Below are 19,567 nucleotides of genomic sequence, written 5' to 3' on the forward strand. Positions count from 1 at the left end.
CAAACGCACGGGTAGGTCCCGACAGCACGAGGAAAGAAGGAGGCCACCGTGGCACCGAAGCGATTCAGCAATCCCTTCCACGGCGTGGTGGACATGATCACCGAGATGAACCGCATCTCCGACAGCATGTCCTCGATGGAGACCGGCAACGCCGGTGAGCGCGAGCGCGGGCACGCCGACGCCTGGAGTCCGCCCACCGACATCCTCGCCCGGGGCGACGACCTGGTCATCCGCTGCGAGGTACCGGGGGTGCGGGAACAGGACGTGGCCGTGAGCCTCAACAACGGGATCCTCACCATCAGCGGTGAGCGCCAGCGGGACGAGGTGGACGTCGTCTACTACTCCTCGGAACGGTTCATGGGCAAGTTCCGCCGGGAGATCAGCCTCCCCGAGGCGGTGGACGAGCAGGACATCGAGGCCGTCCACGGCGACGGGCTGCTGGAGGTGGTGGTGCACGGCGCCGCCAACGCCCGCGGGCCCCGGCGCATCACCATCCGCAAGCGGTCGAAGGACCAGAAGCCCTAGGCTTCGACCCGGCCCTGTGCCGCTGAGGGGTGGTGAGGGCGCCGACGGGGCCGCCGGAGGTCCCGCGGTGCGCCCGTGAGGTACGGGTGGGCGCACCCGCGGGGACCGGGGGCTTCCGTACCTGCGGCGTCCGAGCGCGGGGCGAAGCGCGGCGGAGCCTCAAGGAAACACCGCCTGGCCGGCCGCCCACGACGTACGACGGGCCCCGCGGGAGCACTCCCGCGGGGCCCGTCGTGTGCGGCGCGAGTGACGGAGGACACCGGGAACCGGACGGCGCCCCGGACCGACCCGTGGGGTGAACGGCCGCGAGAACGCGGCCCGAGCCCATGGAGAGAACATGGATCGCGTCCGCACCACCCGTACCGCCTGGACCGCCTCCCTGCTCTGTCTCGGCCTCACCCTCACCGCGTGCGGGGAGACCGCGCCCGGGGAGGAGAGCTCCGCCTCCGCGGACCGGGAGGCCGACACGGCGGCGACCGCCGCCGACTCCTTCTCCGTGACCGCCCCCTGGGTCAAGGCCGTCACCGCGGAGGAGGGGATGACCGGCGTCTTCGGGGAACTGGTCAACGGATCCGGCGGGGAGATCACCCTCGTCTCCGCGAGCTACGACGCCGCGGGAGCGGTCGAACTGCACGAGTCCACCACCGAGGGGGTCGACTCCACCATGCGCGAGAAGGAGGGCGGCTTCACCATCCCCGCCGGAGGCAGCCGCCTGCTGGCGCCCGGCGCCGACCACATCATGCTCATGGACCTGGCCGAGGACCTCGAACCGGGGGCCGAGGCGGCCGTCACCGTGGAGTTCTCCGACGGTTCCACGGCGGAGTTCACCGCGGCCGTCAAGGACTACGCCGGGGCCGACGAGGAGTACGAGGGCGGCCACGGCGAGGAGCACGAGGAGTCCCCGGACGGAGAGCAGGAGGACTCCCCGAGCGGGGAGCACGAAGGGCACGGGGGCCACTGATGGGTGACGGCAGGACACGGTTCAGCCGCCGGGGCCTGCTCCTCGGCGGCGCCGCCGCGGGCGCCGGTGCCGCCGGGGGCGCGCTCGCCCACCGGTGGGCCGCGGAACCGGCGCCGGCCCCCGGGGTCCCCGCCCTCAACGGCACGCTGACCGTACCGTTCCACGGCGCCCGCCAGGCGGGGGTGGAGACTCCGCCGCAGGCGCACGGCACCTTCGTCGCCCTGGACCTGGAACCGCGGACCGGCCCCGACGGGGTGCGCCGGCTCATGCGGCTGCTCAGCGACGACGCGGCGCGCATGTCCCGGGGCGAACCCGCCCTGGCCGACACCGAGCCCGAACTCGCCGAGGTCCCGGCCCGGCTCACCACCACGTTCGGTTTCGGCAGGGGTCTGGTGGAACGGGTGGACGCCGCCGCCGTACCGGACTGGCTGAGGCCGCTGCCGGACTTCGACCACGACCGGCTCGACCCGGCCTGGGGCGAGGCGGACCTCCTGCTCCAGGTATGCGCGGACGATCCCGTCACCGTCTCCCACGCGGTGCGGATGATGCTCAAGGACACGCGGTCCTTCGCTCGGGTGCGGTGGACGCAGACCGGATTCCGCCGTGCCCACGGGTCCCAGGCCGGGGGCACCACCATGCGCAACCTGATGGGACAGGTGGACGGCACCGTCAACCCGGCGCCGGGAACCGGGGACTTCGACCGGCTGGTGTGGGGCGGAGGCGGGCCTGGGTGGATGGAGGGCGGCACGAGCCTGGTGCTGCGCCGGATCGCCACCCACCTGGACGCCTGGGACGAGCTGGACCGGCCCGCGCGGGAGGCGGTCATCGGCCGCCGCATGGACAACGGCGCGCCGCTGACCGGGACCGAGGAGCACGACGAGGCGGACCTGGAGGCCACGGACGGCTCCGGCCTGGCCGTCATCGCCGACTTCGCCCACATACGCCGGGCCCGCACCGACGACCCGGACCAGCGGATCTTCCGCCGCGGCTACAACTACGACCACCGGGACTCCGGCGGCCAGGACGCGGGGCTGCTGTTCGCCTCCTACCAGGCCGATCCGCTGCGCCAGTTCGTCCCCCTCCAGAGGCGCCTGGACGAGTTGGACCTGCTCAACGAGTGGGTGACCGCCGTGGGGTCGGCGGTGTTCGCCGTCCCACCGGGCTGCGAGGAGGGAGGGTACGTGGGCCAGGCCCTGTTCGGGGGATGAGCCCCGCCGCACGCGCACCGTCCCCAGGAGGAGCCGCCGGCCCCGGCGGACCCCGGACACGGGGCGGGACGAGCGGGTGCGACGATGAACCCATGACGGAGCGGCCACCCCTGCGCGCGGCCCGCGCCGGGGTGTTCGCCTCGGTGTGCACCGCCGTGTCCGTGGGCGGCCACACCCTGACCTCGGACCACGGCGTTCCGTTCGGCGGCCTGCTCGCGGGCGCCGCCCTGGTCTACGCCTTCGCCTGGGCCGCGACCGGCCGCGAACGCGGACTCGGCGCGATCGCCGGGTGGATGGCGTGGGGCCAGCTGGCCCTGCACCTGGTGTTCTCCACGGCCCAGTCGGCGGGCGCCCACGGCGCCCACGCGGCCGGCCCCGCCGCCGTGGAGGCCGCCCCGGGCGGCGCCGACATGCTCGCGGCCCACATGGCGGCGGGCGCCGTGTGCGCCTGGTGGCTGCGCCAGGGCGAGGCGGCGCTCTTCTCCTACCTGCGCCTGACCGCCTCCGCGCTGTTGCCCCTCCTGGTGCTCGCGGTACCGCGCCTGACACCCGAACGGGTGCCGTCGTCCCCGTTCCCGGAGCGGGACGCGCCCGCGCCCGTCACGCCCTACCTGCGGCACAGCCTGGTCCTGAGGGGCCCGCCGGCGCTCTAGGGCGTGTTCTCCCGGACCGCTTCGCGCACACTGTCCCCGGGCCGCCTCCGGCCCCGTGTCCGCGCGCCCCGGGAGGACCCGCGCCCTCGGCGTGCCGCGGCCCCGCCGTGCCGCACACGGCCCCGCGCACGCCTGGTTCCCGCGTGCCCGCGTCCGGCCTCCGCCGCGAGGCCGGCCGCGCACGTCTTCCGCCACCGCGCGCACCACCCCGCCCGGGGCCGTCGGCCGCCGGGACGGTCGTGCGCGCCCGGAACCCGGAGCACCGATGCCCACCGACACCACGTTCCAGGAACAGCGCCTGCGGGCGCGCCACCCCTCCCGGGGCCCCGCGCACCGCCCGCGGACCGACCGTCCCGCCGGCGTGCCCCCGACCGCCGCACCGGTCCCGGAGGGAGGGTCGCGCTCCCCCGAGGAGCACCGCCGCGAACTCGACCGGCTGGCGCTCGCCGCACGCGGGGGTTCGGACAGCGCGCTGGAGGCGTTCGTCCGGCACACCCGCCCCGACGTCACCCGCTACATCGCCCGCAGAGTCCACTCCGACCGGGTCGAGGAACTCACCCAGGAGACCTACCTGCGGGCACTGCGCGGCCTGCCGCGGTTCGCCGAACGCGCCCCGGCACGGGCCTGGCTGCTGGCCATCGCCCGCAACACCGTCGTCGACCGCTACCGCAGCGACGCGGCGCGGCCCGACTGCGTGCACCCGACCGACTGGGACCTGCTCCCCGAGCGGTCGGCCCGGTTCGACGAGTACGTCGCCCTGCGCGCCCTGCTGGACGGGCTTTCGGCCGAGCGGAGGCGGGCGTTCGTCCTCACCCGGGTCGAGGGTCTGACCTACGCCGAGGCCGCCCGGTCGGAGGGCGTCCCCGTGGGCACGATCCGCTCGCGGGTCGCCCGCGCCCGCGGTGAGCTGCTGCGCGGGTTCACCGGCTGAGAAGGGCGTACCGCGCGGAGGCGGCGTGCGACATCGGCGCCCCGGGTCCCGGCCGGGTGAGCGGCGGGGACCCGGGGCGCCGGAGGGGACGGGCGGCGCACCGAAGGGCGGCGGCCCCGGGCGTGTCCTGTGAGCCGGTGCGCGGTCACGGCACGCCCCGGCCGGTGGCGGGCCACTCGCCGCGCGTGGCGGGCGGCCGGGGCGCGGAACCGCGCGGGCGACCCGCCGACGAGGTGCGCCTCGTCCGGGATCCGGCGATTGGCGGAACCGGCCGTCCAGCCGATGAGTTCCGGGTCGCACGGAGGTCAAAACCCGTAGGGCCGCCGGCAGACCGACGCGGTCGAACCCGAAGGAGACGCATGGCCAAGCTCATCTACTCGATGATCACCTCGCTCGACGGCTACGCCAAGGCGGCGGAGGGCGACCTCGGTACCGGGGCCGGGGACCAGGAGGTGCATACCTTCATCAACGACCTCTTCCGCCCCGTCGGCACATACCTCTACGGCCGACGGATGTACGAGACGATGGTCTACTGGGAGACCGCGCACACCGAGCCCGACCAGCCGCCGCACATCCTCCAGTACGCCCGCGACTGGCAGGCCGCGGAGAAGATCGTGTACTCCACGACGCTTGAGTCGGTGTCCAGCGCGAAGACCAGGATCGAGCGGACCTTCGACCCGGACGCGGTGCGCAGGTTCAAGGCCGAGGCCGACCACGACCTCACCGTCGACGGCCCGAACCTCGCGGCCCAGGCGATCGCGGCCGGACTGGTGGACGAGTACCACCTGTTCATCACCACGAGCGTGGTCGGCGGCGGCGAGCGGTTCTTCCCCGACGGCGTGCGCCTCGACCTCGAACTGGTCGAGGAGCGTGCCTTCGACAGCGGACTGGTCTACGCGCACTACCGGACCCGCTGAGCTGCACGGGCCGGTCCCACCTGCCGGCGGCCCGGCCGGGGCGGGTAGGGCCGAGCCGCCGGCCGGGAGCGGAGCACCGGCGCGTCAGGCGTTCTGCGATCCGGTGCGCGGCCACGGCACGATGGCCGCGATGCCGGTCCTCGACCGGTGGCGGGACACTCGCTCCGCGTGGCGAGATCCCCCACGGGACGCGCCCTAGAAGGCCCGGTCGGCCTCGTAGGGGCCGATCACGGCCAGCGCGCGGGGCTTCGCCAGCAGGTCGGCGGCCACCGCGGCCACCTCCTCGCCGGTCACGGCCTCGACCAGCGCCAGGTCCTCGTCGATCGAGAAGTGGCGAGGGCGGTTCAGCTCGTGCGAGAGCAGCCGCCCCATCCGGGCGTTGGTGCCCTCGGTGCCCAGCACCAGCGATCCCTGGATCTGGCCCTTGGCGCGCTTCAGCTCCTCGTCGGTGAGCCCTGAGGCGGCCACCTGCGCCAGCTCCTCGCGGCAGACCCCGATGACCTCGTCGGCCTTCTCCGGCAGGCAGCCCGCGTAGATCTGGAAGATGCCGGTGTCGGCGTAGCTGGTGTGGTAGGCGTGCACGGCGTAGGCCAGGCCGCGCTTCTCGCGCACCTCCTGGAACAGCCGGGACGACATCCCGCCGCCCAGGGCGGCGCTGAGCAGCCGCAGCGCGTTCCAGCGCGGATCGTTGCGGGTCAGGCCCTCCGAGCCGAGGATGATGTGCGCCTGCTCGGTCTCGCGCGACTCCACCACGGTGCCCCCGTGGGTGGCCGCCGGGGAGCCTCCCGCGCGGGGGCGCACCGGGCGGGCGTCACCGGCGGCGGCCAACTGCTCGGCGAAGAGCTCCCGGACCTGCTCCACCACCCGGTCGTGGTCCAGGCTGCCTGCGGCGGTCACGATCAGCCCGCCGGGCACGTACGCGTCGCGGTACTGCTCGGCGATCCGGTCCCGGGACAGCGCCCGGATGGTCTCGTTGGTGCCCAGGATGGGGCGCCCCAGGGGCGAGTCGCCGAAGAAGTGCGCCGCGAAGACGTCGTCCACCAGGTCGGCGGGCTCGTCCTCGTACATGGCGATCTCCTCCAGGATCACGCCCCGCTCGGTCTCCACCTCGCCCTCGTCGAGCACCGAGTTGGCCACCATGTCGCCCACCACGTCGACGGCCAGCGGCAGGTCACGGTCGAGCACCTTGGCGTAGTAGCAGGTGTGCTCCTTGGTGGTGTAGGCGTTGTGGTCCGCTCCCACACCGTCCAGCAGCGCGGAGATCTCCAGCGTCGAGCGAGCCTTGGTCCCCTTGAACAGCAGGTGCTCCAGGAAGTGCGAGGACCCCGCGTGCGCGGAGTCCTCGTCACGGGAGCCCGTGGTCGCGGAGATCCCGAACGCGGCGGACCGGCCGCCCGGGACGGCCTCGGTGACCACGCGCAAACCGCCGGGCAGCACCGTGCGGCGCACCAGGCCGGAACCGCCGTCCGGCTCCAGCAGCGTCACGGTCGTACCCGGCTCCTGCTCGGCGGCGATGGGGACAGAGCTCATAGATCCTTCTTCTTCGTCGGACGTCGGCGGCTGGGAACACCCGGCGGGCCCAGCCGAGGATACGCGGTGGGGGCGGCCGCACCCACGGTGCGACCGCCCCCTTCAGGCCTCGGTCAGGCTCAGGTGTTCTCGGAGCGCGCCGAGCTGCGGCGGCGGCGACGACGCGGGGCGTCCTCGCTGCGTTCGGCCTTCTCCCCGCCGTCCTCGTCGGAGGCCTCGGCGTCCTCGGCCGGGGCGGACTCCGCCGGCGCGGGAGCGGACTCGGCCTCCACGACCTCGACCGGGACCAGCGACAGCTTGCCGCGGTCGTCGATCTCGCGGATCTCGACCTGGATCTTCTCGCCGATGCCGATCACCTCGTCGAGGTTCTCGATCCGCTTGCCGCCGTGCAGCTTGCGGATCTGCGAGATGTGCAGCAGGCCGTCCTTGCCGGGCAGCAGCGACACGAACGCGCCGAACGCGGTCGTCTTGACGACGGTGCCCAGGTACCGGTCGCCGACCTCGGGCATCGTCGGGTTCGCGATCTGGTTGATCGTGTCCCGCGCGGCCTCGGCCGAGGGGCCGTCGGTGGCACCGATGTAGATGGTGCCGTCGTCCTCGATCGAGATCTCGGCGCCGGTGTCGTCCTGGATCGAGTTGATCATCTTGCCCTTGGGGCCGATGACCTCGCCGATCTTCTCGGTCGGGACCTTGACCGTCAGGATGCGCGGAGCGTACGGGCTCATCTCGGACGGACGCTCGATGGCCTCGCGCATGACGTCGAGGATGGCCAGACGGGCGCCACGGGCCTGCTGGAGCGCGAGCGCCAGCTGCTCGGCGGGGATGCCGTCGAGCTTGGTGTCGAGCTGCAGGGCCGTGATGAGGTCGCGCGTACCGGCGACCTTGAAGTCCATGTCGCCGAACGCGTCCTCGGCGCCGAGGATGTCGGTCAGCGTGACGAACTTGTCGCCCTCGCTGATCAGGCCCATGGCGATACCCGACACCATCTCCTTCAGGGGCACGCCGGCCGCCATCAGGGACATGGTGGAGGCGCAGACCGAGCCCATCGATGTGGAGCCGTTGGAGCCCAGCGCCTCGGAGACCTGCCGGATCGCGTAGGGGAACTCGTCGCGGGCGGGCAGCACCGGGAGCAGGGCGCGCTCGGCGAGGGCGCCGTGCCCGATCTCGCGCCGCTTGGGCGAGCCCACCCGACCGGTCTCACCGGTGGAGTAGGGCGGGAAGTTGTAGTTGTGCATGTAGCGCTTGGTCTTGTCAGGGTTGAGCGTGTCAACCATCTGCTCCATGCGCAGCATGTTGAGCGTGGTGACGCCCAGGATCTGGGTCTCACCGCGCTCGAAGAGGGCCGAGCCGTGCACCCGCGGCAGCACGCCGACCTCGGCGCTGAGCTGGCGGATGTCCTTGGGGCCGCGGCCGTCGATACGGACCTGCTCGCGCAGCACGCGCTCGCGCATGAGCTGCTTGCTCAGGGAGCGGAAGGCGGCGCCGACCTCCTTCTCGCGGCCCTCGAAGTCCTCGGCGAGCCTCTCGACCGCCGTGGCCTTGACGCGGTCCAGCTCGGCCTCGCGGTCCTGCTTGTCGGCGATGGTGAGCGCCTTGGACAGGTCCTCGCGGACGGCGCCCTCGACGGCGGCGTACACGTCCTCCTCGTAGTCGAGGAAGATCGGGAACTCGGCCTGCTCACGGCCGGCCTGGTCGGCGACGGCCTGCTGGGCCTTGCACAGGACCTTGATGAAGGGCTTGGCGGCCTCCAGGCCCTCGGAGATGGTCTGCTCGTTGGGGCCGACGGCGCCCTCGGAGACCAGCTTGAGGGTGTGGGGCGTGGACTCGGCCTCCACCATCATGATGGCGACGTCGCCGTCCTCCAGGACGCGACCGGCGACCACCATGTCGAAGGTGGCCTTCCCCAGCTCGGTGTGGGTCGGGAAACCCACCCACTGGCCGTCGATGAGGGCGACGCGCACGCCGCCGATCGGACCGGAGAAGGGGATCCCGGAGATCTGCGTGGACAGCGAGGCCGCGTTGATGGCGACGACGTCGTACAGGTGCTCGGGGTGCAGGGCCAGGATCGTCTCGACGACCTGGATCTCGTTGCGCAGGCCCTTCTTGAACGACGGGCGCAGCGGCCGGTCGATCAGACGGCAGGTGAGGACCGCGTCCTCGGAGGGACGGCCCTCACGCCGGAAGAAGGAGCCGGGGATACGGCCCGCGGCGTACATGCGCTCCTCGACGTCCACCGTCAGGGGGAAGAAGTCGAGGTTCTCCTTGGGTCGCTTCGAGGCGGTGGTGGCGGACAGCACGACGGTCTCGTCGTCCAGGTACACCGTGGCCGCGCCGGCGGCCTGGCGAGCCAGGCGACCGGTCTCGAAGCGGATGTTGCGGGTGCCGAAAGAGCCGTTGTCGATGACGGCTTCGGCCGAGTACACGCCCTCCATGGGCGACCTCCTACTACACGTGATTCGCGTTCGTCGCGCCGGGCACGGGGTGCCCTGTGCGCGATCGTCATGACGTCTTTCCCGCGTCCGTGCCCCGGAGTTGATGACGGCCGGTCATCGATCGAAGCCCACGGCATGCCCTGGCGGGGATGTCCGGAGGCCACTACCGAGGACCGGCCTCGACTCTGCGGCCGAGGGAGAGGCGCGGGTGGTTCTCTGTGAAATTCGGGTACCGACGGCGGCCTGTGACCGCCGTCGCGTCACACCTTACTAACAAAGCGGGAGCGGCCGAAGCCACTCCCGCCGGTCAGCCTAGCGGCGCAGACCCAGACGCTCGATCAGCGAGCGGTAACGGGTGATGTCCTGCTTGGCGACGTACTTGAGCAGACGGCGGCGGCGACCGACCATCAGCAGCAGGCCACGGCGGCTGTGGTGGTCGTGCTTGTGGGTCTTGAGGTGCTCGGTCAGCTCGATGATGCGGTGCGTGAGCAGAGCGACCTGGACCTCGGGGGAGCCGGTGTCACCCTCCGCGGTGCCGTACTCTGCGATGATCTTCTCTTTGGTGGCGGTGTCGATCGACACAACGCTCCTTCTCTAGAAAGTCGGTACGCAGGGCGAACCCGGCACATGACCGGGATCAGACGCGACGACCGCGCGTACGAACAGTCGCCGTCGCGTGTGGTGCGCGCGGCCCGCCGCCGATGGCGTGGGTGCACCGCGCTCCCCGTCCGGCGTGTCGCGGTGAGGCGACCGGCCGTGGGGCACACGTGGACATCGACCACCCTACCGCAGACCGCGGGGTGACGGGCCGCGCCACGGACGGACGGGGCCTCCCGCCTGCCCGTTCACCCGCCTACCCCGCGCTCAGGACCTCACGGCAGCGGTCCACGTCGCGGTGCATGGCCACGATCAGCTCGTCGATGCTCTCGAAGCGCTCCTGGCCGCGGATGCGCACGGTGAAGTCCACCGACATGCTCAGTCCGTACAGGTCCAGGTCGTCGCGGTCCAGGGCGTAGGCCTCCACGGTGCGCTCGGCGCCGTCGAAGGTGGGGTTGGTGCCCACGGAGATGGCCGCGGGCCAGCCCGCCTCCTCCCCGGTGACCGGGACGGTGCGGTTCAGCCATCCCGCGTAGACGCCGTCGCCGGGGACGGCCGTGTCGGGGAGCAGGTCCATGTTGGCGGTGGGAAAACCCAGCAGTTCGCGGCCGCGCGCGGCTCCGTGCACGACCTCGCCCTCGACCCGGTGCGGGCGGCCGAGCAGCTCGGCGGCCCCGGCCACGGAGCCCTCGGCGAGCAGTCCGCGCACACGGGTGGAGGTGATGGCGTCGCCGTCCGCGACCAGCGCGACCCCGTCGGCGGTGAAGCCGTACTCGGTGCCCAGCGCGGTCAGCGTGGCGACGTCGCCGGCCGCGCGGTGTCCGAAGCGGAAGTCCTCGCCCACGACCACGGCCGAGGCGTGCAGGCGGTCGACCAGGACCCGCCGGACGAACTCCTCGGGGGTCAGGGAGGCCAGGTCCTTGCTGAAGGACAGGACGCACACGGCCTCGGCGCCGTGTTCGCCGAGCAGCGCCAGGCGCCGCTCCATCGGGGTGAGCACCGGCGGGGCGGTGCCGCGCAGCACCGCCTCGGGATGGGGGTCGAAGGTGACCACGACCACCGGGAGCCCGAGTTCGCGACCGTGCCCGACCGCGGTCTCCAGGATGGCCTGGTGGCCCCGGTGCACTCCGTCGAACACCCCGACCGCCACCACGGAGCGCCCCCATCCGGAGGGCACGCCCTCCAGCCCGTCCCATCGCCGCACGTCCGGCTCCCCTGCTCGTTGCTCCTCGTGGTCCGCGCGAACCCCGCCGTGCTCGGCACGGCCGGGTTCCGCCCGAACCAAGGGTGCCACGTCCACGGGTCCTCCACCGCCACAAGGAAGGTGTGGCCCGGCACACGCCCGCATTCCCCGAGTCCAGGTGCCGACCCATGGATCTCGACAGGATTCCGCTCCGGGTACGCGGTGACCGCCCGCGACATGACGTCCGAGGAGCGGTGGACATCCCAACGGAAGGCGTGACGAGCATGGACGGCAAGAGAGCCGACGAACCGGCCGACTACTACGGCGAACAGGACATCGGTGAGGACGTCGAGGCGGCCGGACTGGAACGGCACGATCCCGACCCCCGGGACAGGGTCATGACCGTGTCCTCGGCCTGACTGCCCGAGCACACCATGGACCGGGTCCGCGAGGCCGCGGCGGCCCAGGGGGTGAAGCCGACCGCGCTCATGCGCCGTTGGATCGAGGAACACCCGGCCTTGTGGGAGCAGGGCCCGATTCCCGATCCCGGCCGCCTCGACCTGCTGTCCCAGGTGATGCACCGCGTCGTCCGGGAGGGACTGGAGGATGCCGGCCTCCGTGGCGGATGAGGACCGCAGGGCGGCCCCGGGCGTTCACTCCGCCCCTGGCGGAGCCGGGTTGGCACACGCGCGGACGGCGGCTAACGTGCCCGGATGGCGATGATCGACACGGGTGCGACCCGTCTGGCCTACGACGAGGCCGGCTCCGGTCCCGCGATCGTGTTCGTGCACGCCGGCGTGGCCGACCGGCGCATGTGGGACCACCAGTTCACCGCGTTCGCGAGGACCCACCGCGTGGTCCGCTACGACTGGCGCGGCCACGGCGGCTCGGCCGACCACGAGGGCCCCGTCGCCCACCACGAGGACCTGCTCGCCCTCATGGACGCGCTGGGCATCGAACGGGCGGTCCTGGTCGGGGCCTCCTTCGGGGGCGCCTACTGCGCGGACGCCGCGCTGGCCGCTCCCGAGCGGGTGGAGGCGCTGGCCCTGGTGTGCCCGGGCATGTCGGGGCACGAGTGGCCGGAGGCGTTCACCCGGGAGGCGCGGAAGATGGTGCTGGGCGCCGTTCCGCACGAGCGGCTGGAGGTGTACCGCGCGGGCCGCGCCGAAGCGGACCCCGGCGACGTGGCGGCGATGGCCGAGGCCCAGGCCCGGTTCATGGTACTGGGCCCCGGGCGCCTGCCCGAGGACATGCCGACCGAGGCCTGGGACCTGACACTGCTGATGCTGCGGGAGCTGTTCGCGCGCCAGTGGTCCGGCCCGGTCCTCACCACCCTCTGGCCCGAGCGGCCCGCCAAGGAGCGCCTCGGCGAGATCGCCGTGCCGACACTGGTGGTCAAGGGCGCCTCCGAGATCGCGCAGGTGCGGGAGGTCGCGGACCTGTACGCCAAGGGCGTGCCCGGCGCACGGCTGCTGGAGATGCCCGACACCGGCCACCTGCCGTCCGTCGAGCGCCCCGGTGAGCTGACCGCCGCGCTCGGGGAGTTCCTGGCCGCCTTCTGAGCGGGGCGGTGCCCGCGGAAGGTCAGGCGGGTTCGAAGACCACCACGGGCTTCATGTGGTCCCGGCGGTTCTCCCCCAGCGCGATCACGCGGCCGTCCGGGGCGAACAGGCCGACCGGCCCGTTCCCCGAACCGTCGGGGTCGATCCGGTTGCCGTGCTGGATACGGCGCGCCTCCTGCTCGGTGAGCGCACGCGCGGGGAAGGCGGCGGCCACGGCCTCGGCCAGCGGGACCTGTGTGAACTCCTCGGCCAACTGGTCCAGCGTGCGCGCCCGGGACAGGTCGTAGGGGCCCACACGGGTGCGCCGCAGCGCGGTCAGGTGCCCTCCCACGCCCAGGTCGGCGCCCATGTCGCGGGCCAGCGAGCGGATGTAGGTGCCGCTGGAGCAGGTGACGGCGGCGTCCACGTCCACGAACTCCCCGTCGGCGTCGGACACGCGGCGCACGCCGGTGACGGCGAACTCCGAGACGGTGACCGTACGGGCCTTGAGGACGACCTCCTTGCCCTCGCGCGCCGACTTGTAGGCGCGCTTGCCGTCCACCTTGATCGCGCTGACCTGCGGCGGAACCTGCTGGATCCGGCCCGTGAGCTTCTCGGCGGCCGCCCGCACGGCCTCCTCGCGGACACCGGAGGCGTCCGCCCGGACACCGGGCTCGCCCTCGGCGTCGTCGGTGTTGGTGGTCAGGCCCAACCGGATGGTGGTCTCGTAGACCTTCTCGGTCAGGGTCAGGTGGCCGAGGAGCTTGGTGCCCTTCTCGATCCCCAGCACCAGGACTCCGGTGGCCATCGGGTCCAGGGTGCCCGCGTGGCCCACTCTGCGGGTACGCGCCAGCCCGCGTGTCTTGGCGACCACGTCGTGCGAGGTCCAGTCGGCGGGCTTGTCGACGACCACGACGCCGCTCTCGGCCATGGGACTCCTCGAAGGGGATGGGGCGGCGGCACGGGCCGTGCCGCCGCCGGGGGTGTTACTCGTCCTCGTCCTCGTACTCGCGGGGGACCCGGTAGGGGTCGGCCTCGCCCGCGGGCTTGGCACCGCTGGCGCGCTCGGCCAGCTCCGCGTCGGACTGGCGCGCCTTGTTCAGGAGCTCCTCGATGTGCTGGGCGTTCTCCTGCACCTCGTCGACCACGAAGGTCAGGCTCGGCGTGTGGCGGATACCGGTCTGGCGTCCCACCTCGGTGCGGATCACGCCCTTGGCGCTCTCCAGGGCGGCGGCGGAGGCCGCCTTCTCGTCCTCGGTGCCGAACACCGTGTAGTACACCGTGGCGTCCCGCAGGTCCGCGGTGATGCGCGCGTCGGTCACGGTGACGAATCCCAGGCGCGGGTCCTTGATCCGCCGGTCCAGCATCTCGGCGACGATGCGCTGGATGCGGTCGGCGATCTTCCGCGCGCGTGCGGCGTCAACCATCGTCAGTCTTCCTCTTCGTTGAAGAGCCGCTGCCTGGCGGAGAGCAGCTCCAGTTCGGGACGGGCCGCGACGAAGCGCTCGCAGGTGTCCATCAGGTCCCGGACGTGCGCCGCCGTCGGCGCGACCACGGCGACGCCGATCTTGGCCCGCCGGTACAGGTCCTGGTCCCCCACCTCGGAGACCGAGACCGAGAATTTGCGGCGCAGCTCGGCGGTGACCGGCCGCACCAGCGAACGCTTCTGTTTGAGCGAGTGGACGTCACCGAGAAGGACGTCCAGGGTCAGCGCCCCAACGTACAAGTGATCACCTGTGGTGTGTGGATTCGTGTGGAAACCGTACTCGGCTTCAAACGCGGGGCCCCGGCCACACGGCCGGGGCCCCGTCGGATCAGGCTCCGCGAGAATCAGTCGCGGGGCTTCTCCTGCATCTCGTAGGTCTCGATGACGTCACCGACACGCAGGTCGTTGTAGCCGACACCGATACCGCACTCGAAGCCCTCGCGGACCTCGGTCGCGTCGTCCTTGAACCGACGCAGCGAGTCCACGTTGAGGTTCTCCGAGATGACGACGCCCTCGCGGATGATCCTCGCCTTGGCGTTGCGGCGGATGAGGCCGCTGCGAACGATCGAACCGGCGATGTTGCCGATCTTGGGCACCTTGAAGACCTCGCGGATCTCCGCGCTGCCGAGCTGGACCTCTTCGTAGATCGGCTTGAGGAGGCCCTTGACGGCCGCCTCGACCTCGTCGATGGCCTGGTAGATCACCGAGTAGTACCGGATGTCCACGCCCATGCGGTCGGCCAGCTGGCTGTTCTTGCCCTCGGGCCGAACGTTGAAGCCGACGATGATCGCTTCCGCGGACGCCGCCAGGTTGATGTCGTTCTGCGTGATCGCACCGACACCGCGACCGATGATCCGGATGCTGACCTCGTCGCCACCCGCGTCGATCTTGAGCAGGGACTCCTCCAGCGCCTCGACGGAACCGGACATGTCGCCCTTGATGAGGAGGAGCAGCTCGGAGCGCTCGCCCTCCTTGATGGCGTTCTGCCAGTTGTCGAGGGTGACCCGGCGGGTCGAACGCGCCTGCTGGGCGAAGCGCTCGCGCGCCTCACGCTGCTGGGCGATCTGCCTCGCCACCCGGTCGTCCTTGACGACCAGGAAGTTGTCACCGGCGCTGGGAACGTTGGTCAGACCCAGCACCTGCACCGGACGGGACGGCTCGGCGCTCTGCACGTTCTGGCCGTGCTCGTCGAGCATGGCGCGAACGCGGCCGAAGGCGTCGCCGCAGACGATCGAGTCGCCGACGTGGAGCGTGCCGCGCTGGACCAGCACCGTGGCCATGGAACCGCGACCGCGGTCCAGGTAGGCCTCGATGGCCAGGCCCTGCGCCGACATCTCCGGGTTGGCCTGGAGGTCCAGGGCCGCGTCGGAGGTCAGCACGACCGACTCGAGCAGGGAGTCGATGTTGTCGCCCCTGAGCGCGGAGATGTCCACGAACTGGACGTCGCCGCCGAACTCCTCGGCCACCAGGCCGTACTCGGTCATCTGGGCGCGTACCCGCTGCGGGTCGGCGCCCTCGACGTCGATCTTGTTGACCGCGACCACGATCGGGACCTCGGCCGCCTTGGCGTGGTCGATGGCCTCGGCCGTCTGCGGCTTGACGCCGTCGTCGGCCGCCACGACCAGCACCGCGACGTCGGTGACCTTCGCACCACGGGCACGCATGGCGGTGAACGCCTCGTGACCGGGGGTGTCGATGAAGGTGATCCTGCGCTCTTCACCGTCCACCTCGGTGGCGACCTGGTAGGCACCGATGTGCTGGGTGATACCGCCGGCCTCGCCGCCTACGACGTTGGTCTTGCGGATGGTGTCCAGCAGTCGGGTCTTACCGTGGTCGACGTGACCCATGACGGTGACCACCGGCGGACGCGGACGCAGGTCCTCGTCGGTGCCCTCGTTCTCACCGAACTCGATGGAGAACGACTCCAGCAGCTCGCGGTCCTCGTCCTCCGGGCTGACGACCTCGATCCGGTACTTCAGCTCCTCGCCGAGAAGCTGAAGGGTCTCGTCCGGAAGGGACTGGGTCGCGGTGACCATCTCGCCCAGGTGCATCATGACCTGGACCAGCGACGCCGGGTTGACGTCGATCTTGTCGCCGAAGTCCGACAGCGAGGCGCCGCGGGACAGGCGGATGGTCTGGTTGTTGCCGCTCGGGATCTTGACGCCGCCGAAGGACGGGGCCTGGAGGTCGTGGAACTCCTGACGCCGCTGCTTCTTGGACTTGCGGGCACGTCCGGGACGGCCGCCGGGGCGACCGAACGCACCGGCCGTGCCGCCACCGCGACCGCGACCGCCGCCAGGACGACCGCCGAAGCCGCCCGGACGGCCACCGCCGCCACCGGGACGCGGACCGGCACCCGCGGGGGCTCCCCCGCGACCGCGGCCGCCACCGGCGCCGGGACGACCGCCGCCGCCGCCGCGACCGGCGCCGGCGGGCGGGGTCGGACGGGACGAGGGCATGTTCATCGGGCTGGGGCGCGGACCGCCGGGACGCGGAGCGCCGCCGCCCGGACGCGGGCCGCCCGCACCGCCGCCGGGGCGGGGAGCACCCGCACCGCCGGGACGCGGGGCGCGCTGGTCGCCGCCGCCCTGCGGGCCGGGACGCGGACCCGGACGCGGAGCACCGCCGCCGGGACGCGGGGCGCGCTGGTCGCCGCCGCCCTGCGGGCCGGGACGCGGTCCCGGACGCGGGGCGCCGCCACCCGGACGCGGAGCGGGCTTGGAGCCCATGCCGGAGGCGTTGGAGGCGAACGGGTTGTTGCCCGGGCGCGGACCGGTCGGGCGCGGGCCCGGACGGGCTCCGCCGCGCTCGGCGCGGTCACCGCGCTGGGGACGGTCGCCGCGCTGCGGGCGCTCGGGACGGCCGCCCTCGGGACGGCCACCCTCGGAGCGGCCGCCCTCGGGACGACCACCTTCGGGACGGCCCGCGGGAGCGCCGGGCCTGGGCGCGCCGCCGGGGCGCGAACCCGCGTCGCCTCGGGGACTCTTGGGGCCGGGCTTGGGCGCGCCGGGGCGCGGGGCGGACTCGCCCTGCGCGACGGGCTTCTCAGCCTGCTCGGCCGGCTTGTCGACCTGCTCGGCGGGCTTCTCAGCCTGCTCGGCCGGCTTGGGCGCGGGTCCCGGCTTGGGACCCGGCTTGGGCGCCGGACCCGGCTTCGGGGAGGCGCCGTTGTCCGCGGCGCCGCGCGGGCCGGGCTTGGGAGCCGAACCCTTGCGTCCACCGTCGGAACCGTTGTTGAAAGCTTCTTGTAGGCGTCGTACGACGGGGGCCTCTATCGTCGAGGACGCCGAACGAACGAATTCGCCCATCTCGTTGAGCTTGGCCAGGACGGCCTTGCTCTCTACACCGAACTCCTTGGCGAGTTCGTACACCCGGACCTTCGCCACTACTCTCCTTCAGCTTCGGTCCGGGACATGGGCTCGTGCCGGACCGTCGTTAGCTTGAGTTACTCATCGCTGCGTACTCATCAGGCGCTCATCGCAATCTCGACCTGCTTCCTCATCGCTACACAACAATGGGCCGGTTTCTTAGGTGCCGACACAGCACTGGTACGCCGACCTCGGTCAGTACAACACCGTAGATCGGCCCAGACATTCCAACCCTATCGGGAGCGCTGACTCGATCCGCCACACGGGGCGGTGTCGAGCAGGGACGCCACGGACGAGGTATCCCATCCGGCGTCACCCGCTCCCCTCCGGTACGCGCGGGACCACACCCTGCGGCGCTCGGCGAGCTCAAGGCATCGCCGGTCGCGGTGCAGGTAGGCGCCGCGCCCCGGACGTCGACCCCGGGTGTCGGGCGTGATGGCCGAGCCCACAGCCACCAGCCGCACGAGGTCGGACTGGACTGCCCGCGACCGGCACCCCACGCACGTACGCACGGGACGGTCAGGACCGTCTTGGGTCACTCTATCGCGTCGACGCATCCCCGCGGTCCGATCAACCGGTCGCGGTGGCGTCGTCGCCCTCGTTCACACCCTGGTCCCGGATGCTCTCGCTGGGGTCGGCGTCGGAGCGGATGTCGATGCGCCAGCCGGTCAGACGTGCGGCCAGGCGGGCGTTCTGGCCCTCCTTGCCGATCGCCAGGGACTGCTGGTAGTCGGGTACGACCACGCGCGCGACCCGGGCGGCCATGTCAAGGATTTCCACGGAGTTGACCCGTGCGGGGGACAGGGCGTTGGCCACGAACTCGGCCGGGTCCTCGGAGTGGTCGACGATGTCGATCTTCTCCCCGTGGAGCTCGGCCATGACGTTGCGCACGCGGCTGCCCAGCGGACCGATGCAGGCGCCCTTGGCGTTGACGCCGCCCCGGTTGGAGTGCACGGCCATCTTGGTGCGGTGCCCGGCCTCGCGGGCGATCGCCGCGATCTCGACGGTGCCGTCGGCGATCTCGGGCACCTCCAGCTCGAAGAGCTTGCGCACCAGGTTGGGGTGCGTGCGCGAGAGGGTGACCGAGGGACCGCGGTGGCCCTTGCGGACCTGTACGACGTAGGCGCGCAGGCGCTCGCCGTGGGTGTAGGTCTCGGTGGGCACCTGCTCCTGCGGGGGCAGGACGGCCTCGACCCTGCCGAGGTCCACCAGCACGTTGCGGGGGTCCCTGCCCTGCTGGATGATGCCGGAGACGATGTCGTGCTCGCGTCCGGCGAACTCGCCCAGGGTCAGCTCGTCCTCGGCGTCGCGCAGGCGCTGGAGGATGACCTGCTTGGCGGTGGAGGTGGCGATGCGGCCGAATCCGGTGGGGGTGCCGTCGAACTCGCCGACGGCCTCGCCGTCCTCGTTGGTGTCGGTCACCCACACGGTCACGTGACCGCTGGAGCGGTTGAGCTCGACGCGTGCCCGCCTGTCGGGGCCCTCCTCGCGGTGGTAGGCGATCAGCAGCGCGTCCTCGATGGCCTTGGCCACCAGCTCCACCGAGATGTCCTTCTCGCGCTCCAGGCTGCGCAGGACGCTCATGTCAATATCCACGGGGCTCCCCCTCTAGTCCGCCGCGTCGGTGTCGGCTTCGCGACGGAATTCCACCTGGATCCTGCCCTTGCCGAGTTCGGCGTGGGTGAAGGTGCGGGGCTGGCCCTCGACGTCCAGGGTGACGCCCTCGTCGTCGGCGCCGGTGACGCGACCGGTGACCTGCCCGCCGTCGGGGAGGGAGGCCTGCACCAGGCGTCCGCGTGAGCGGCGCCAGTGCCTCGGCTGCGTCAGCGGACGGTCCACCCCCGGGGAGGTGACCTCCAGGACGTAGGGCTGCTGGCCCATGACGTCGGAGGAGTCCAGGACGGTGTTGACCTCCTGGCTGACCGCGCCGACCGTGTCCAGGTCGACCCCGTTGTCGGAGTCCACGACCACACGCAGGACGCGCCGCTTGCCCGCCGGCGTCAGCTCGACGGACTCCAGGTCCAGTCCGGCCTCGGCCAGTACCGGCTCCAGCAGCTCGGCGATGCGCTCCTCGCGCGACTGCGCTCCCATGTGGTGTCGACCCTCCAACGGCGAAATCCCGCCCGCTCGGCCGTCGGGCCGGTGTACGGGGCGGTCCAGCTCTGTACGTAGTCTTCGGCTGAAACCGGTCCGCCTCCCCTGGCGGGGACGCGGACCGTCCGCGCGTCGCGTGCG

At 72.3% G+C, this 19,567-nt stretch carries 20 protein-coding genes; 9 read left to right on the top strand and 11 right to left on the bottom strand.

Annotated features, from left to right (window positions below; all coding sequences use genetic code 11):
• Positions 1-48: 48 nt before the first annotated feature.
• The 6 genes from NOSIN_RS16420 to NOSIN_RS16445 all read left to right on the top strand — a co-directional run bounded on the left by NOSIN_RS16420 (position 49) and on the right by NOSIN_RS16445 (position 5,195).
• A complete protein-coding gene (locus NOSIN_RS16420) occupies positions 49-525 on the top strand; it encodes an Hsp20/alpha crystallin family protein (protein WP_077691588.1) in 477 nt (158 codons plus the stop codon).
• 337 nt (positions 526-862) lie between these two features.
• Positions 863-1,486, top strand: a complete 624-nt coding sequence (locus NOSIN_RS16425; RefSeq protein ID WP_077691589.1) for a copper chaperone PCu(A)C — start codon at positions 863-865, stop codon at positions 1,484-1,486.
• Positions 1,486-2,694 (top strand): Dyp-type peroxidase, encoded by a 1,209-nt coding sequence (locus NOSIN_RS16430; RefSeq protein ID WP_077691590.1) that lies wholly within the window; start codon positions 1,486-1,488, stop codon positions 2,692-2,694. The genes NOSIN_RS16425 and NOSIN_RS16430 overlap by 1 nt, the downstream gene beginning before the upstream one ends.
• Before the next feature lie 92 nt (positions 2,695-2,786).
• On the top strand, positions 2,787-3,347 hold the full coding sequence (locus NOSIN_RS16435) for a hypothetical protein (protein ID WP_077691591.1): 561 nt from the start codon (positions 2,787-2,789) through the stop codon (positions 3,345-3,347).
• Between the two features lie 265 nt (positions 3,348-3,612).
• Entirely contained in the window at positions 3,613-4,278 is a 666-nt protein-coding gene (locus NOSIN_RS16440; protein WP_077691592.1) for a sigma-70 family RNA polymerase sigma factor, read from the top strand.
• Positions 4,279-4,637: 359 nt separating this feature from the next.
• Complete coding sequence (locus NOSIN_RS16445) at positions 4,638-5,195, top strand: dihydrofolate reductase family protein (RefSeq protein WP_077691593.1); 558 nt, start codon at positions 4,638-4,640, stop codon at positions 5,193-5,195.
• Positions 5,196-5,390: 195 nt separating this feature from the next.
• Here the strand turns inward: NOSIN_RS16445 and NOSIN_RS16450 are convergent, their stop codons facing one another.
• The 4 genes from NOSIN_RS16450 to NOSIN_RS16465 form a co-directional block, all read right to left on the bottom strand.
• On the bottom strand, positions 5,391-6,725 hold the full coding sequence (locus NOSIN_RS16450) for a M16 family metallopeptidase (RefSeq protein ID WP_077691594.1): 1,335 nt from the start codon (positions 6,723-6,725) through the stop codon (positions 5,391-5,393).
• Between the two features lie 119 nt (positions 6,726-6,844).
• The gene (locus NOSIN_RS16455; protein WP_077691595.1) at positions 6,845-9,157 is read right to left on the bottom strand and encodes a polyribonucleotide nucleotidyltransferase; all 2,313 of its coding nucleotides are present in this window, start codon (positions 9,155-9,157) and stop codon (positions 6,845-6,847) included.
• Between the two features lie 312 nt (positions 9,158-9,469).
• On the bottom strand, positions 9,470-9,739 hold the full coding sequence (gene rpsO / locus NOSIN_RS16460; RefSeq protein ID WP_077691596.1) for a 30S ribosomal protein S15: 270 nt from the start codon (positions 9,737-9,739) through the stop codon (positions 9,470-9,472).
• A 271-nt stretch (positions 9,740-10,010) separates the two neighbouring features.
• Positions 10,011-10,958, bottom strand: coding sequence for a bifunctional riboflavin kinase/FAD synthetase (locus tag NOSIN_RS16465; RefSeq protein WP_077691597.1), 948 nt, complete (start codon positions 10,956-10,958; stop codon positions 10,011-10,013).
• 263 nt (positions 10,959-11,221) lie between these two features.
• Between NOSIN_RS16465 and NOSIN_RS28035 the strand changes: the two genes are divergently transcribed.
• From NOSIN_RS28035 to NOSIN_RS16475, 3 genes are all read left to right on the top strand, one after another.
• Positions 11,222-11,356, top strand: a complete 135-nt coding sequence (locus tag NOSIN_RS28035; RefSeq protein WP_255528257.1) for a hypothetical protein — start codon at positions 11,222-11,224, stop codon at positions 11,354-11,356.
• 15 nt (positions 11,357-11,371) lie between these two features.
• Positions 11,372-11,566: a hypothetical protein gene (locus tag NOSIN_RS16470; RefSeq protein WP_077691598.1), complete on the top strand. Its 195-nt coding sequence runs from the start codon at positions 11,372-11,374 to the stop codon at positions 11,564-11,566.
• A gap of 84 nt (positions 11,567-11,650) precedes the next feature.
• Positions 11,651-12,499 (top strand): alpha/beta fold hydrolase, encoded by an 849-nt coding sequence (locus NOSIN_RS16475; protein WP_077691599.1) that lies wholly within the window; start codon positions 11,651-11,653, stop codon positions 12,497-12,499.
• 22 nt (positions 12,500-12,521) lie between these two features.
• On the opposite strand, the gene truB is transcribed toward NOSIN_RS16475, so the two are convergent.
• The 7 genes from truB to rimP form a co-directional block, all read right to left on the bottom strand.
• Positions 12,522-13,409, bottom strand: coding sequence for a tRNA pseudouridine(55) synthase TruB (gene truB / locus NOSIN_RS16480; RefSeq protein WP_077691600.1), 888 nt, complete (start codon positions 13,407-13,409; stop codon positions 12,522-12,524).
• A 55-nt stretch (positions 13,410-13,464) separates the two neighbouring features.
• The gene (rbfA, locus tag NOSIN_RS16485; protein ID WP_077691601.1) at positions 13,465-13,905 is read right to left on the bottom strand and encodes a 30S ribosome-binding factor RbfA; all 441 of its coding nucleotides are present in this window, start codon (positions 13,903-13,905) and stop codon (positions 13,465-13,467) included.
• A gap of 2 nt (positions 13,906-13,907) precedes the next feature.
• Entirely contained in the window at positions 13,908-14,204 is a 297-nt protein-coding gene (locus NOSIN_RS16490) for a DUF503 domain-containing protein (RefSeq protein WP_077691602.1), read from the bottom strand.
• 104 nt (positions 14,205-14,308) lie between these two features.
• Positions 14,309-17,350, bottom strand: a complete 3,042-nt coding sequence (infB, locus tag NOSIN_RS16495; RefSeq protein WP_077691603.1) for a translation initiation factor IF-2 — start codon at positions 17,348-17,350, stop codon at positions 14,309-14,311.
• A gap of 215 nt (positions 17,351-17,565) precedes the next feature.
• Complete coding sequence (locus NOSIN_RS16500; protein ID WP_077691604.1) at positions 17,566-17,889, bottom strand: YlxR family protein; 324 nt, start codon at positions 17,887-17,889, stop codon at positions 17,566-17,568.
• 13 nt (positions 17,890-17,902) lie between these two features.
• Positions 17,903-18,916: a transcription termination factor NusA gene (gene nusA / locus NOSIN_RS16505; protein WP_077691605.1), complete on the bottom strand. Its 1,014-nt coding sequence runs from the start codon at positions 18,914-18,916 to the stop codon at positions 17,903-17,905.
• A 24-nt stretch (positions 18,917-18,940) separates the two neighbouring features.
• Positions 18,941-19,423, bottom strand: a complete 483-nt coding sequence (gene rimP, locus NOSIN_RS16510) for a ribosome maturation factor RimP (RefSeq protein ID WP_077691606.1) — start codon at positions 19,421-19,423, stop codon at positions 18,941-18,943.
• Between the last annotated feature and the right edge of the window lie 144 nt (positions 19,424-19,567).

The organism is Nocardiopsis sinuspersici (assembly GCF_001998325.1).
Lineage (GTDB): Bacteria > Actinomycetota > Actinomycetes > Streptosporangiales > Streptosporangiaceae > Nocardiopsis > Nocardiopsis sinuspersici.

What these genes read in the sequence shown, in the direction of transcription:
- NOSIN_RS16425 (WP_077691589.1), top strand. Translation starts at nt 863, where the DNA reads ATGGATCGCGTCCGCACCACCCGTACCGCCTGGACCGCCTCCCTGCTC.
- NOSIN_RS16430 (WP_077691590.1), top strand. Translation starts at nt 1,486, where the DNA reads ATGGGTGACGGCAGGACACGGTTCAGCCGCCGGGGCCTGCTCCTCGGC.
- NOSIN_RS16435 (WP_077691591.1), top strand. Translation starts at nt 2,787, where the DNA reads ATGACGGAGCGGCCACCCCTGCGCGCGGCCCGCGCCGGGGTGTTCGCC.
- NOSIN_RS16440 (WP_077691592.1), top strand. Translation starts at nt 3,613, where the DNA reads ATGCCCACCGACACCACGTTCCAGGAACAGCGCCTGCGGGCGCGCCAC.
- NOSIN_RS16445 (WP_077691593.1), top strand. Translation starts at nt 4,638, where the DNA reads ATGGCCAAGCTCATCTACTCGATGATCACCTCGCTCGACGGCTACGCC.
- NOSIN_RS16450 (WP_077691594.1), bottom strand. Translation starts at nt 6,725, where the DNA reads ATGAGCTCTGTCCCCATCGCCGCCGAGCAGGAGCCGGGTACGACCGTG.
- NOSIN_RS16455 (WP_077691595.1), bottom strand. Translation starts at nt 9,157, where the DNA reads ATGGAGGGCGTGTACTCGGCCGAAGCCGTCATCGACAACGGCTCTTTC.
- NOSIN_RS28035 (WP_255528257.1), top strand. Translation starts at nt 11,222, where the DNA reads ATGGACGGCAAGAGAGCCGACGAACCGGCCGACTACTACGGCGAACAG.
- NOSIN_RS16470 (WP_077691598.1), top strand. Translation starts at nt 11,372, where the DNA reads ATGGACCGGGTCCGCGAGGCCGCGGCGGCCCAGGGGGTGAAGCCGACC.
- NOSIN_RS16475 (WP_077691599.1), top strand. Translation starts at nt 11,651, where the DNA reads ATGGCGATGATCGACACGGGTGCGACCCGTCTGGCCTACGACGAGGCC.
- truB (WP_077691600.1), bottom strand. Translation starts at nt 13,409, where the DNA reads ATGGCCGAGAGCGGCGTCGTGGTCGTCGACAAGCCCGCCGACTGGACC.
- rbfA (WP_077691601.1), bottom strand. Translation starts at nt 13,905, where the DNA reads ATGGTTGACGCCGCACGCGCGCGGAAGATCGCCGACCGCATCCAGCGC.
- NOSIN_RS16500 (WP_077691604.1), bottom strand. Translation starts at nt 17,889, where the DNA reads ATGCGTCGACGCGATAGAGTGACCCAAGACGGTCCTGACCGTCCCGTG.
- nusA (WP_077691605.1), bottom strand. Translation starts at nt 18,916, where the DNA reads ATGAGCGTCCTGCGCAGCCTGGAGCGCGAGAAGGACATCTCGGTGGAG.
- rimP (WP_077691606.1), bottom strand. Translation starts at nt 19,423, where the DNA reads ATGGGAGCGCAGTCGCGCGAGGAGCGCATCGCCGAGCTGCTGGAGCCG.